Origin of the sequence: Halobacillus litoralis (genome assembly GCF_020171725.1) — a bacterium.
Lineage (GTDB): Bacteria > Bacillota > Bacilli > Bacillales > Halobacillaceae > Halobacillus > Halobacillus litoralis_F.
The window spans coordinates 161,682-175,999 of record NZ_JAIVAJ010000003.1; the positions used below are offsets into that span (position 1 = coordinate 161,682).

General features: G+C 45.3%; 14 protein-coding genes. 13 read left to right on the forward strand and 1 reads right to left on the reverse strand.

Translation table 11 applies throughout. The annotated features are described in order from the left end of the window. The first annotated feature begins 9 nt into the window (after window positions 1-9). From LCM20_RS08250 to LCM20_RS08265, 4 genes are all read left to right on the forward strand, one after another. Window positions 10-1,158 (forward strand): ABC transporter permease, encoded by a 1,149-nt coding sequence (locus tag LCM20_RS08250; RefSeq protein ID WP_225194963.1) that lies wholly within the window; start codon window positions 10-12, stop codon window positions 1,156-1,158. Between the two features lie 194 nt (window positions 1,159-1,352). Next, entirely contained in the window at window positions 1,353-1,775 is a 423-nt protein-coding gene (locus LCM20_RS08255; protein ID WP_225194964.1) for a YueI family protein, read from the forward strand. Between the two features lie 302 nt (window positions 1,776-2,077). Next, on the forward strand, window positions 2,078-2,692 hold the full coding sequence (locus LCM20_RS08260) for a PH domain-containing protein (RefSeq protein ID WP_225194965.1): 615 nt from the start codon (window positions 2,078-2,080) through the stop codon (window positions 2,690-2,692). An 83-nt stretch (window positions 2,693-2,775) separates the two neighbouring features. Beyond that, a complete protein-coding gene (locus tag LCM20_RS08265; RefSeq protein ID WP_225194966.1) occupies window positions 2,776-3,147 on the forward strand; it encodes a VOC family protein in 372 nt (123 codons plus the stop codon). Between the two features lie 46 nt (window positions 3,148-3,193). On the opposite strand, the gene LCM20_RS08270 is transcribed toward LCM20_RS08265, so the two are convergent. After that, a complete protein-coding gene (locus LCM20_RS08270; protein WP_225194967.1) occupies window positions 3,194-3,730 on the reverse strand; it encodes a hypothetical protein in 537 nt (178 codons plus the stop codon). A gap of 156 nt (window positions 3,731-3,886) precedes the next feature. Between LCM20_RS08270 and LCM20_RS08275 the strand changes: the two genes are divergently transcribed. The 9 genes from LCM20_RS08275 to LCM20_RS08315 all read left to right on the forward strand — a co-directional run bounded on the left by LCM20_RS08275 (window position 3,887) and on the right by LCM20_RS08315 (window position 14,314). After that, entirely contained in the window at window positions 3,887-5,254 is a 1,368-nt protein-coding gene (locus LCM20_RS08275) for an MATE family efflux transporter (RefSeq protein ID WP_225194968.1), read from the forward strand. A 169-nt stretch (window positions 5,255-5,423) separates the two neighbouring features. Continuing rightward, a complete protein-coding gene (locus LCM20_RS08280) occupies window positions 5,424-6,113 on the forward strand; it encodes an alpha/beta hydrolase (RefSeq protein ID WP_225194969.1) in 690 nt (229 codons plus the stop codon). Between the two features lie 19 nt (window positions 6,114-6,132). Next, window positions 6,133-7,446, forward strand: a complete 1,314-nt coding sequence (locus LCM20_RS08285) for an ABC transporter substrate-binding protein (RefSeq protein ID WP_225194970.1) — start codon at window positions 6,133-6,135, stop codon at window positions 7,444-7,446. Between the two features lie 84 nt (window positions 7,447-7,530). Next, entirely contained in the window at window positions 7,531-8,271 is a 741-nt protein-coding gene (locus LCM20_RS08290) for an N-acetylmannosamine-6-phosphate 2-epimerase (protein ID WP_225194971.1), read from the forward strand. Then, on the forward strand, window positions 8,225-9,067 hold the full coding sequence (locus tag LCM20_RS08295; protein ID WP_225194972.1) for a MurR/RpiR family transcriptional regulator: 843 nt from the start codon (window positions 8,225-8,227) through the stop codon (window positions 9,065-9,067). Before LCM20_RS08290 ends, LCM20_RS08295 begins: the two co-directional genes overlap by 47 nt. 17 nt (window positions 9,068-9,084) lie before the next feature. Next, window positions 9,085-10,002, forward strand: coding sequence for an ROK family protein (locus tag LCM20_RS08300; RefSeq protein ID WP_225194973.1), 918 nt, complete (start codon window positions 9,085-9,087; stop codon window positions 10,000-10,002). Next, entirely contained in the window at window positions 9,989-10,867 is an 879-nt protein-coding gene (locus tag LCM20_RS08305) for a carbohydrate ABC transporter permease (RefSeq protein WP_225194974.1), read from the forward strand. The genes LCM20_RS08300 and LCM20_RS08305 overlap by 14 nt, the downstream gene beginning before the upstream one ends. Before the next feature lie 7 nt (window positions 10,868-10,874). Continuing rightward, window positions 10,875-11,822: a carbohydrate ABC transporter permease gene (locus LCM20_RS08310; protein ID WP_225194975.1), complete on the forward strand. Its 948-nt coding sequence runs from the start codon at window positions 10,875-10,877 to the stop codon at window positions 11,820-11,822. After that, a complete protein-coding gene (locus LCM20_RS08315) occupies window positions 11,819-14,314 on the forward strand; it encodes a glycoside hydrolase family 38 C-terminal domain-containing protein (RefSeq protein WP_225194976.1) in 2,496 nt (831 codons plus the stop codon). The genes LCM20_RS08310 and LCM20_RS08315 overlap by 4 nt, the downstream gene beginning before the upstream one ends. The last annotated feature ends 4 nt before the right edge of the window (window positions 14,315-14,318 follow it).

The window sequence follows — 14,318 nt, forward strand, 5'->3', positions numbered from 1 at the left end:
GTGATGAGGATGAGAAAGATATGGACACTTGCCACCATGGAATGGAAGCGGCTATTCAAGAAGCCCCAATCCTACCTGATCATGTTCGGCATGCCACTACTGTTCACCTTCGTGTTCGGCGCGCTGTTCAGCGGAGGCGACGGCGAACGCGACCTGCCTCAGGTGGCCATCGTCGACCAGGACCAGTCAATCGTTTCGGAAGCACTTATGGAAAAAATAGAAGGCTCAGAACTGATGGAAGTGGGGCCGATGTCACGGGAAGAAGCGGAGCAGTACTTAGCGGATCAAGCCATCACAGGGTATCTGTTGATTGAGCCCTCATCGGCAGACAAGGTCCCGGATGTAACCTTTTCTTACCTTCCGGCCTTTGAAGGCGCATCTGTCCTCTCGTCGTGGGTTGACAATCGATTGAAGGAGATTGAAATCCGCACAGCCGCCGCTTCGAAGTTTCAATCTCTTACGGGAACGGAGTGGGAAGAGAGCTTTTCCAGAATGGGAGACTCAGGGGAGGATGTAGAGGGCACGGTTCAAACGGTAAACGCCGCAACGGACGAAGAGATCGCCACGATGGATAACATCACCGCCCGCTCAGCCGGCTTCACAATCATGTTCGTCATGATCGCGATGTTATCCAGCACCGGTGTTCTTTTGGAAGCGAGAAAGAACGGCGTCTGGTACCGCTTGATGGCAACGCCGGCGTCAAAGTTCGAGATCATGCTCGGCTACCTGCTTGCCTTTTTCCTGATCGGTTGGGTGCAGTTCGGCGTTCTGATGGCAGCATCCTCTTTGATCTTCGGCGTGTATTGGGGAAGTGTACTTGGGAACATCGTGCTCGTTTCAGCGCTGCTTCTCTGCACCATCGGACTCGGGCTTTTCATTGCAGGCTTTGTTGAGACGTCGGAACAGCAGTCGATTTACGGGAACGTGATCATCTTCTCCACGTGCATGCTCGGTGGCGTCTATTGGCCGATTGAAATTATGCCGGAGTTCATGCAGCGCATCGCAGACTTCGTACCCCAAACGTGGGCGATGGACGGCTTCCGCGAATTGACGACCGGAGCTGGTGCCGTTTCAGACATTCTGATGCCACTTGCTGTTTTGACAGCATTTACGGTTGTGTTTTTAGCGGTTGGAATGAAGCGGATCCGGTTTGAGTGAGGGGGAACGGTCGAGAGAGCATGTGTCACGACCGTTTCGGCTCATTGTAGTGTGGAGAACCGTTTTGCCTGGGATGAGCAGCAAAAATGGTCTAGAGAAGAGCGCTCAAGACGGTTTTCACATGCATTTCTTTTTTCTAACCGATATAGACCGGCTATAATGAACATACTACTCACAGAGTGAGGTGTTCTAGGGTGAAGAAAGATGTCGATGATTATTTGCAGGAAGGCATATACGGACCGAAAGAGATCAACCCGTCGGAGCGGAGAAAGTATCTCGGCACATTGCGGGAGCGGATTGTACTTGTGCTGACGAACGGACAGCTCGTCCAGGGGGAGGGGCTGGCTGAGCTTGAGAAAGCGATGAAGGAATATCCAGATGCGACGCTGCTTCTTGACCGCCAAGTGAGCAACCGGTTCCGGAAGCCTTATCGACAGCTTGCTAACAAGCATCGTATTCAACATACGACGGTCGATAATCAGGAAGTTGAAACGGATGTCGGCGCGGTCCTTGCGGTGGATTATGCCGTTGAAAAGGAAGACATCACCGTGACAGAGAAGGCAGAGAAGAAAGAAGAGAAAAAAGGGTTTTGGAAGTCATTATTTGGACGATCTTGAAGGGAAGTCACATTGTTCCAATAACCCAGAACTAAAGTCCCTGTGCCTATTTTCGTATTATTAAGATTTCTTTAAAAAATACGCAATCTGGGTAACAGGTATACATTTTTCGTGCTATACTTTTGTTGTCTCATACTTAGGAGACGATGTTCGTGTTCACGGACTGAGCCCTGCGCCTCAAGGACGAGGTGGGGGCTTTTCTTATGCCTCTAAACAGGCCTGTAGTTCGAACCTCCCTTTTTGACAAAATTTCCTTATGGTACGATGATGAGGAAAATAGATTGATCAGGAGGTTTTCAGGAATGTTCAAAAAGATTGCAAGTGACGCCTTAGGGTTAAGTGATATTGGCCGCATCATCAGCCGCGAAGATTTCGATAAAGCGCAGTCCGATGACTTCGTCCTTTCAGAGGATGGAGAGAGAATTCATTTTCTCATCAAGTCGAAGACAGACGAATACTGCTTCACAAACCGTGCGCTCATCCATTTAGATGGAGAGAAAGCGTCCAGCAGTAAACGAAACATCTATCGTTATGATTATTATAAGAATCCGGTCAAAAACGTATCGATCGAAACCGCTGGAACGGTTGACCTGGACCTTGAGATCAAGTTTTCAATGGGCAGTCAGTATTTCAGTGTAGATATCGCCAAGGATGAAGGCGAAGCGATTGCGGACTTGTACAAGTCTCTCGTTGCGATCGGTCATATTCAGGAAGAGAACGAACGCCAAAGAGAGTTCGCTCACAACAGTGTGAACACGGCGAGTAGTCTGATTAAGGATAATCGTTTCCACGACAATGACATCTCCCAGGAATTCGAGCAGACGGTCGAGTTTGCATACAAATGGTTCACGAACAAGCATGACGAGTTTACACGTAAAGATTATCAAGAGATTTTTGACAAATACATTCAAAACTAATAAAGCGAGCGCAGACCTTAAACGTGTCTGCGCTTTTTTTGCATGGTAGAATATAGGTACTTATAAAAGGAGGCGTTGAATTGATGTATCAGTTTATTCACCACGTGTCGATCATTGTCACAGATATCGAGAAAGCGAAACATTTCTACGGCGAAGTGCTGGGGCTCGAGGAGAGCGATGCGCGTCCGGATTTCGGGTTTCCAGGGGCATGGTATCAAATCGGTGATACGCAGCTTCATTTGATTGTACATAAAGAAGGGAAGACGCTGAGGGGCACGACAGACATTGATACGCGTGACGGACATTTTGCCTTCCGGGTGACGGATATGGACGGACTCCTTAAGCGGCTGGATGAGCACGGGGTGGAGTATGTCAATAAACCAACGAACAAAACGCCGTGGCATCAAGTGTATGTGACGGACCCTTCTGGGAACGTGATGGAATTCAATCAATAAACAAAAAGGGCGCACAAATAGGTTTCCTATTTAGCGCCCTTTTTGTTTATCTTCTTCTTCTACCGAGGTTGCTACCGGATCCAGCTAAGTACTCCTGAGTATCTCGAATGCTGTCTGTATTTGGACTTATCCCGTATTGGTATTGATCAGCTAACTGAAAATCCTTCCTTCGTTGATTGGCATTCAATTCTCTTTTATTCATCGTTCGACTCTTTTGTGTTCCACTAGTCACCTCAAGAGAATAGGCAAGCCCTTCTAAATCAGGGCTTTTAAAGGGGGCGTAAGCTTTAAAAGAATGGTTGCTGCTAATTTGCTTTAAATCTATGGTCCAATTTACTTTTCTACGCTTGGTATCAACAGATGTCTTTAACCGCTTTTCTGAAGTGTTGGGTGGTGCCTGTGATGTAACTTTTCTAATTGTGAGCTTGACGTACAATCCGTCTTCTATTAAAAGGAAACCGTGTTCGTTACCAGACATCCCTTCTGTACTGAAGACAGGAATAGATTGATAGTTGAAAAATTGATAGGCCAGAGTAATGACAAGTTGATTCACGCCTTTCTTACGTACTTTCAGTGGGTTCATAACAACCCCTCCTAACAAAAACCTATTATTTTCAATCTTATCATCATTTATCCAAAATAAATATTGATAACTTTCTGAACATTGCATATAATTGAAAGCGTTTCAAAATCCTTCTAAATAGAAGGGAGTTCTTTTTATATAAACTGAGGTGAGGGCATGTTCCGTCTATTAAATAGAGATCAAGAGTTTTACAGCAAGATGTTCTCGCTTGCAATACCGATTGCTATACAGACACTGCTTATTTCGTCCTTGAACATGGTCGATTCGATGATGATCGGACAGCTGGGCGTGGCAAGCATCGCGGCGGTTGGGGCGTCGAACAAAATCTCATCCATTTTGATTGTCGTGATGCACGGTCTGGCTGCTGGAGGGGCCATCTTTACGGCGCAGTACTGGGGGAAGCAGGATACGGAAGGGATTAAGAAGATTCTATCCCTCACGTTTCTCGTCATGGCGGTACTGACGGTGTTGTTTACTGTTGTGATGTTGTTCTTTACAGAGGCGTTTCTTGGATTTTTCACAACAGATGCTGAAGTGATTTCGATCGGGAATGCGTACTTGAAGATAGTCGCATTCAGCTATATCGGAACAGCGGTAACGGTGTTGTTCTCGTCGATTCTGAAGTCGATGGGGGAAGTGAAGCGTCCGCTTTACATCAGTGTAGGGGCGATCGGGCTCAACAGTCTCTTAAACTACCTGCTCATCTTCGGGTCCTTCGGTTTTCCGGAATGGGGAGTAGAAGGAGCTGCGATTGCAACGCTCATCTCCAGGTCGGTGCAGGCGGTGTTGATGACCTTGCTGCTTGTGAAGTTCCTTGCTTTGAAAATGTCTGTACATACGCTGAAGCTGGACCTTCCGTTAGCCAAGACGTTCTTTGTGGTAACGATCCCATCGATGATCAACCACGTACTTTGGACGCTTGGCGAAACGTCGTTCTTCTGGGTGTATGCCCAGATGGGGACGAGTCAACTGGCCGCCGCCACGCTGATCGATCCGTTCATTTTCGTCTTCACCGCCTTGTTCGTCGGGTTGAGTGATGCATCAACCGTGATGGTCGGACACAATATCGGAGCGAAGGAAGAGGAGAAAGGATTCCGCTACGCGAAAACGTTTCTCGTCTTGTCCTTTATGCTTGCGATTGTATTGGGAGGGCTTGTAGTAGTTGTTTCTCCATTCTTCATTGCGATTTACGATGTGACGGATTTCGTATCGGATCAGGCGCAGTACATTCTATATGTCTTTGCCATCATGATGGCACCTCGGATCATCAATCAAGTAAACAATGTCGGGGTGCTTCGTGCAGGAGGGGATACGAAGTTCGTGATGTATCTGGACTTGTTTGGCGTCTGGGGCGTCGGTCTTCCGCTTGCTGCGCTTGGAGCTTTTGTGTTCGGGCTTCCGGTCTATCTTGTCTTTCTGCTTGCGAATGTCCATGAAGTGGTGCGGGCGGTTGTCGGGGTTCGGAGGACGTTGTCTCGGAAGTGGATGAATAATGTAATTGAATCAAAGGCTCAACAAGTTTAACCGATTATTACTAAGAGTGATACAGCATTTTTGTATCACTCTTTTATTTTCTGACAATTAGGAGGATAAATTCTTTTATTTATTTTATTTTGAAGAAAATCTTCACAAATAAAAAACCTTATGCTATGATGTTTATCAAGAAAAGGCTTTCAGGTGGTGGGAACAACCAATGGATACTGTATTGGAGCGTTTTTCGGTTCAAAGCGAAATTCTGGAGAAAAACTTCATTTTTCATTACTTGTATGCGGAAGGCCCTCCAGATACGATAGTCCTCGTTCATGATGGAGAAGATTATCTGAATCTTGGACTACTTCGAGAATGTTGGTCTCATGACTTAGCAGTTGGAAAAGGAACTGGAATATGCTTTGTTTTGCTTCCTCCTGGTTCATCTGAACAGAGATGGCACTACTATGATTCTGCTGGTACTCATTCAAGTGAGTTCGTCAGTTTCATCTATCAAGAGCTTCTTCCGATTGTAAAAAGTCGTTTTCCTTCTGTTACAAAATGGGGCATGATGGGGGATTCCCTTGCAGGGGCTGTCAGTTTGAGAATTGCGTTGAAGAATCCTGATATGTGGACGTACCTGCTTATGCAGTCAGCTGCTTTCTCAAAAAGGGATTTAGAGGAAGTGGATGCTTTACAGACAGAGCTGCCTTGGAGAGTCTATCAATCTGTTGGAATTTATGAAGACGATTTTCATTCACCCATAACAGACGACCCTCTCTACATACGAACTAGAAATCGTCACGTCTACAACAGCTTACCTGTACGACACATGACGTACAAAGAGTTTGAGCAAGATCATTTATGGGAGTGCTGGCGGGAGAATCTTCCTTCTGCCATTAAAATATTTTATTAAACCTAAGGAGATGAGAAGTTTGAAGAAGTTTTCATTTTTACTGGGCCTTATGGTTACTATGGTTCTTGTTTTGGCTGCTTGTTCAGGGTCGAGTGAAGAAGGAATGGCAGAAGAGGATGAAGGGGATGACCAGCAGGCAGATGCTGGTGAACAGGTAGAGATTGAATTCTGGACGATGCAATTAAAGCCGACGTTTACGGATTACATTGAGGGAGTTATTTCAGACTTTGAAGAAGAGAATGAGAATATCACGGTTAAATGGGTAGATGTTCCATGGGGAGATATGGAGAAAAAGATCTTATCAGCTGTTGCTTCAGAAACAGCGCCTGATGTCGCCAACCTGAACCCGCAGTTCGCTTCCCAACTGGCTGAGCTTGACGCTCTTATCAATATGGATGAAGCCGTACCATCTGATAAGAAAGACGAGTACTTTGAAGGCATTTGGAAGTCGAACTCGTTCGGTGGGGAAACATTCGGGATTCCTTGGTACTTATCATCTCAAGTAAGTATGTATAACAAAGACATCTTTGAAGCAGCAGGACTTACTGAAGAAGATGTCCCTACGAAATTCTCTGAAGTAATGGAAATTTCGAAAACGATTAAAGAAGAAACAGGTAACTATGCGTTCTTCCCTTCGATCGATGGAAGCCATCTGCTTGAGATGATGGTAACGATGGGCGTAGATTTGACGAATGAAGATATGACAGAAGCTACGTTCAATACAGCGGAAGGAAAAGAAGCATTCCAATTCTTTGTGGATTTATACGAGAACGAATTGATTCCACGTGAAGTGCTGACAGAAGGACACGGGAAAGCAGTAGACATGTATCAAGCAGGACAGCTTGCGATTCTTGCTTCAGGACCGCAGTTCTTAAACACAGTAAACGAAAATGCTCCTGACATCTATGAAGCAACGGGAGTGGCACCAGTCATTACCGGCGAAACGAATTTGAAAAACGTTGCTGCTATGAACTTAGTGGTTCCGAAGCAGAGCGATAAACAGGATGCAGCGGTTCAATTCTCTCTATTTATGACAAATGCAGAGAACCAAGTTGAATTCGATAAGATTGTTCCGATTCTACCATCTATCGAAACGGCTCTAGATGATCCATACTTTAATGAACTACCTGAAAATCCATCACCAGAAGATACGGCGCGTATTATTTCGGCTGAGCAATTGAAGGATTCAGAAGTGTTGGTTCCTCCTATGAAGAACTATTCTGATTTGCAAAAAGCGATGACCGATGCGCTTCAAGCGGCCATGCTTGGGGAAATGTCTGTAGACGATGCCTTGGCTGATGCTGAACAGAAGTGGAACGCAGCTTTACAATAAAAGAAAAGAGCGTAGGAGGAAGAGGAGCGATACTCTTCCTTCTTTACTCATTAATAGATTAGCTTAGCGGATGGTGGTGATAAAATGGAGAAGGATCAATTTTTTGAAGTGACAGAAGGTCGGTTGATTGTATCTTGCCAAGCTTTAGAGGAAGAGCCTCTGCATGGTGATGATACGATGGCGAAGCTCGCCGTCGCTGCCGAAATGGGTGGAGCCTCTGCGATAAGGGCTAATGGAGAAAAGGATATTAAAGCGATACGGCAAGTTACAGGTCTGCCCATTATCGGATTGGTAAAGAGAGACTACGATGATTCCGATATTTATATTACTCCGACTCGACAAGAGGTGGAGGAATTGATTCATGCTGGTGCGAACGTTATAGCGTTAGATGCAACGAACAGACCGAGGCCGAACAATGAACGTTTATTAGACTTGATCCAGATCATTCAAAAAGCAGGGGTTGCCGTGATGGCGGATATATCTACGCTGGAGGAAGGGCTTCATGCAAGTAGTCTGGGAGTCGATTGCGTAGGAACTACCTTGTCAGGTTACACACCCTATTCTCCACAACATACTGGACCTGATTTTAACTTGGTTCAGAGTCTGGCCGAACATCTTCAGGTTCCGGTTCTTGCAGAAGGAAGGTATTGGAGTCCGGAAGAGGCTGTTCATGCTCTGGAACTTGGAGCTCATAGTGTCGTTGTCGGATCAGCCATTACCCGGCCGCAAGTGATCACAAAAAGATTTACAGAACAATTGAAGAAAGCAGGTGGAGTTCATGACACAAAAGTTGTTGGAAGGCAATTTATTAAGCGTCATTCGTAGTTATTATCCGTCTTTAACGAAATCAGAGCAAAAAGTCGCTGATATTGTTCTAGAGGACATTGAGAGTGTTCTTTACTTATCTGTGACGGATTTGGCAGATAAAGCAAGTGTAGGAGAAACAACGGCATTACGCTTCTGTCGTAAATTAGGATTCAAAGGATATCAGGAATTCAAGCTCACCCTTGCTAAAACGTTATCAAATGATACAAAGGAAGAAGATGTTTCAGATGAAGGCTTTCAGCATGCGATTGCAAAGAATACGAAGGCCGTTATCGATGAATCCCTTGAGATGGTAGATGATGAGTTGCTGAATGACTGTATTCAAGCTATTGATCAAGCGAACCGCCTTCATTTTTATGGAGTCGGAACTTCTGGGTTAACAGCCCTTGATGCAAAGAACCGCCTTCTGAGAATAGGAAAGCATAGTGATGCACTCATAGACCCTCATATCCAGGCGATGGATGCTGCAACACTTGGGAAAGGTGATGTGGTAGTTGGGATCAGTGTATCCGGGAGCACGAAGGATACGCTCGATAGCCTGGAGCTGGCGAAGAAAAATGGAGCGACTGTGATTGCAATCACCTACTATGCTCGTTCTCCGATTACACAGCTGGCTGATTTTGTTCTCCTGAGTGGAGGAAAAGAATCGCCACTTGAAGGTGGGTCGCTTGCAGCTAAAATTTCTCAGCTTTTCATCATTGATTTACTATGTACAGGTCTTGCCTTGCATGACAAAGAACGTTCCTTGCAAATGAAAGAAAAGACAGCTCGTTCTGTCATAAATAAAATCTACTAGGTTCGAGGTGAAAAAGCATGCAGGCAATCGGGGTTGATTTAGGTGGAACATCGATTAAGGGCAGGTTATTTGATGATGAATGGCAGGTCATTGAAGGTGTCACGGTTCCTACTGAGGTTACAAACGGTAAAGATGGCATCTTACAATCCTTGTCTGAGGTGCTGGATAAACTAGTGGCAGCAGCTGACTCGCTTATTGGTATCGGTGTGGGGAGTGCAGGAAGAATCGACGTGAAAATGGGTCGTGTGGTTTATGCGACGGGTAACTTACCTGGGTGGCATGGGTTTCTCTTAAAGGAGTGGGTAGAGGAGCGCTACGGTGTTCCAGCGGTCATCGAAAATGATGCCAATGCGGCTTTGCTGGGAGAAAGATTTCTGACAGAGGTCCCTGAACACGAGGATATTGTTCTACTCACACTTGGCACAGGGGTGGGCGGTGCGAATTATTTTTCCGGTCAGATTGTTCGCGGCGCTCATCACCAATCCGGAGAATGGGGACATACCATTTTGTATCCAGGTGGTCGACCATGTAACTGTGGTAATAAGGGCTGCGTGGAACAGTATGTATCAGGGACGGCCATACGTCGTTCGGCTGAGGAGCAAACTCATGAACCGTTCTCACACGGACGTGATGTGTTTGAACGTATGCACGAAGATAATCGTCTGAAGGGGATTGTGGATCAGTTTGTAGATGATCTTGTGATCGTCATTCAGAATTTAGCTAACGGAATAGACCCTGACCGGATCATTTTAGGTGGTGGAGTCGTAGAGTCTCACTCCTATTGGTGGAACGACTTACAATACGCCTTGAAAAATCAGAATATTAAAACGATCGTTTCACGGGCTCAACAGCGGAATAAAGCAGGGATGTATGGTGCTGCATTCTTAGCATGGCAGAGGTGGAAAGAGGGGAGACAGATTCATGAAACAACGTAAGTTTACACCGTTGATGTTTTTATTACCAGGTTGTGTCATTTTGGGTGCGTTTATCTTTTATCCTATGATTCAAGCGATTTGGCTTAGTTTCACAGACTATAACATGATTCAGCAGAATCCTAATTTTGTAGGAGTTGCGAATTATAAAGAGCTCTTTGCGGACGAATTATTTTGGAAGGTGCTTGGACAGACTCTATTATACTTAATCATTGTTGTGCCGGCTCTTGTGTTCCTTCCGATCTTCTTAGCTATCTTAGTCAATCAACAGTTAAAAGGGATTACCTTTTTCCGCTCCATCTATTACCTTCCCGTTGTCACTTCTATGGTCGTCGTCGGAATTGCTTGGAAATGGATGTATGCCGACCAAGGCGTGTTGAATTTCATTTTGCAAAGCTTAGGTATTGTCGATGATCCGGTTCATTGGCTGACTTCTACATCGACTTCATTGTTCGCCATTATGGCTGTAACCGTCTGGAAAGGACTCGGTTATTATATGGTCATTTATTTAGCTGGGCTTCAAGCCATACCTTCCAACCTATATGAAGCGGCAGACATCGATGGGGCAAGCAAATGGAAACAAATCATTCATATCACCATTCCGCTGCTTATGCCTTCTATCATGATTGTTACGATTATGTCCTCGATTTCCGCAATGAAAGTATTTGAAGAGATTTACGTGATGACTCAGGGCGGTCCGTTAAATAGTTCGATGACTCTCGTGTACTATATCTACAATCAAGCATTCGATAGTTTAGAGATGGGTTATGCGAGTGCGGCAGGAGTTATTTTATTTATTGTGACCTTAATGTTCTCTATTGTAAACATTGCCTTTATGAATAAACGTGAGCAAGCTATGAAAGGGTGAGGGTGAAATGAATCAAAACTCTGAAGCTTTAAAACAAGACGACCGCACCCCTGTGACGGTACAGGAAAATGAACGTAAGCGAACGCAACCGACAAATATAAAGCAGCGTAGACGAAAGCCGCGACCTTCGGGGAAGAAGGTGTTGAAGACGACTCTTTCATATGCCACTCTGTCGATCGTTTCTTTGATCATGGTAGGGCCGTTTCTTTGGTTGTTAGCCACTTCCCTTAAATCGGGATCTGAAAACATCTTTGCCTATCCACCGCAGTTCATTCCGGAGAACCCTACGCTTGCAAACTTTGGAGCGGTGTTGGAGTACTTCCCATTCTTTACGTATTTGTTTAACAGCACCGTTGTCGCCATTCTGACAGTCGGAGCAAACCTGTTGTTTTGTTCTCTCGCCGCCTATCCACTAGCGCGGATGCAGTTCCGTGGGAAAAGCCTCGTGTTTATCTTAATCATCAGTACCATGATGATTCCGTTCCAACTACTCATGATTCCTATTTATATTCTAGCTTTGAATTTGGGCCTGCAGAATACGTATCTAGGGCTTGTTCTTCCACATGCAACCACCGCTTTCGGTATTTTCTTAATGAGGCAGGCGTTCTTGACGATTCCATACGAACTGGATGAATCTGCTCGAATGGACGGCGCGAATGCTTTCCAAATTTGGTGGAAGATTCTTATGCCTCTTGTACGTCCATCGCTCGTTACTCTAGCAATTTTCACATTCATGATGGCGTGGGGCGACTTCCTATGGCCGCTGATTATTCTCAATGACCAAAGCATGTATACATTGCCTTTGGGCGTCCAGTCATTACAAGGGAACTTCTCTTCTAACTGGCGTTATATTGCAGCAGGTTCCATCATATCTGTACTGCCGATCATCATTGTATTTGCTATACTCCAGCGTTACTTCATAGAAGGTGCGATGAAAGGAGCGGTTAAAGGATGAACCATAGCCCGAAAACGTGCCACATCGTATTTCAAACACACTGGGACAGGGAATGGTATCTGCCATTTGAGACTTTTCGCCATCGGTTTATTCATGTGATGGAGCGGGTTATGTCAGGGTTAGAGAAAGGAGAGCTTCAACAGTTTATTCTCGATGGTCAATTGGCGGCCATCGAGGATTTCTTTGAAGTGTGCAGCCCTTCGCAAAAACAACGCGCGCTTAAACTATTGAAGGAAGAAAAGCTCGTTGTAGGCCCTTGGTATGTGTTGGCAGACGAATTTCTTGTCTCTGGAGAATCGCTTTGGCGGAACTTAGAGATCGGCCTTGAAATGGCTGGATCTTACAGCCGTTCGCAGAAGGTAGGTTATCTTCCAGATACATTTGGTCACATCAGTCAGATGCCTCAGATTTTGCGTTCGTTTGGAATCGATAACGCGATTCTTTGGAGAGGCATTCAAATCGATCAGTCTGAATTTGAATGGCAAAGCCCGAATGGGGAAAGCGTCTATTCTATTTTCTTACCAGAAGGATATTATCAGCCCGTTTTGAACGAAGAAGATCCCACATCCTCTTTACAATCATTCATTGAAAAAGTAGAGCCTTATACAAATACCTCGCATGTGCTTCTAACCAACGGTGGGGATCATTTGATGCCGGTATGGGAAAATATGCAGCAACGAATAGAGGATGCCAATCAGGCGGGACTGAGAGTTCAAGCATCTACCTATGAAAAATTCCTGAAACATGTTCGGAAGGAAAGCCAGTCTCTCCTTGTTCATAAGGGCGAGATGCGTTCCAATGAACATATTTATGTCCTTCCTAATGTTTTATCTACCAGAACTTATTTGAAGCAACAAAACCAATACGTGGAGGATCAATTAACCCGCCATGTTGAGCCTATGCTTGCGATTGCAGGGGCGGAAGAAACGGATCGATATCTCGAAGACACGTGGAAGTTGCTTTTGAAAAATCATCCTCACGACAGTATTTGCGGTTGCAGTATAGATGACGTACATAAAGAAATGGAAACACGTACGATGAAATTGAAGCAGCGTATGGAGGCATTGAAGAAAGAGTCCCTCTACCATTTGAAAGCAAGAGATTTTGCCATGACAGGAAATGGGGGTCGAAAGCCTTTTGAAGACATGTCGACCTTTACAGTGTTTAACCCTCATCCCTTTTCCTATAAGGGATGGGTAAAGGGAGAGGTGTGGCTTTATGAAGATCAAGCTTTTGAAGTGGTGGGGGACGACGGTTCACCTCATGAGACCGTCATCATCGAAAAGCGTAAGGATCGTCATTTCGCCTCTCCTACAGATGCTTTCCCAGAGTTTAAGGATGTAAATGTTTACGAGATTGCATTCTTCGTTCCATCACTTCCGGCACTGTCTTTTCAAACTTATCATGTTGAATCAGGCAGGAATCATTTGCTGGAAACTACCGAGACATCATTTATCGAGAACGAGTGGATGAAAGTGGAAATAGGGAAGAAAGGAGGTTTAACGGTGGAGGATTTGTCTTCAGGAAAGTTGTATGAAGGCTTCAATCATTATACTGCCTCGCTTGATGCTGGAGACGAGTACAATTATTCACCTCCATTTGACGACGTCTGGACAGAAGGTTCGATCATAGGTGTGCCTAAAGTGAAGCGGAGCGGGCATGTTCAGGAACTCAGCTATGAGGTCATGTTATCGCCACCAGCCTCGCTTAATGAGGCGCGAACAGGTCCTGTTCAAGAAAGAGGAGTAATTAGTATTTCCATTCGAATTCGCCTGTTTAAAGGTGAGCCTATCGCAGATGTGTGTGTAAACGTCGATAATCAAGCAGAAGACTCGAGACTTCGGGTCACTTTTCCTCAGAAAGAACGGGTTGAGAGGACGTATAGTGATACAGCCTTTGATCTGGTCGAACGGCCTGCACAAAAGATAGAACGTTTCGATGCATCAAAGCAGAAAGAGGTCCCTGTAGTGGTGGAACCTAGTGCATCGGTTGTTTACGCAAATGGTTTCTCTTTTGTTCATCAAGGTTTGCAGGAATATCAAGTTACAGAGAATGATGAGGTCGCGGTGACTTTGATTCGAGGAGTCGGCTGGTTATCACGCGACGACCTTCGTACTCGAGGGGGCGGGGCAGGTCCTTCATTTGAAACGCCGGATGCCCAATGCTTGGGAAGTCATACCTTCTATTACGGATTCGGCTTTAGACCAACCCCTGTCGAGGCATTACGTGAAGCTAACCAATTCAGAATTAAGCCTTCTATTATGGAGGGGGAAGGACTAACAGAGTCTTTGATTACATTAGCAAATCCCACCATTCAAGTAAGTGCTGTACGGAAGCGTGACCGCCATATCGAGATCAGGATTTGGAACCCGACTCTTGAGATGGAGGAAACGAATATTGTTACGGAGAAGTCTGTCATGATGGATGGCGAATTAGTGAAAGGGCCACTGCAAATTCTACCTAAAACGATTAAGACACTGACGCTGACGTGAATGG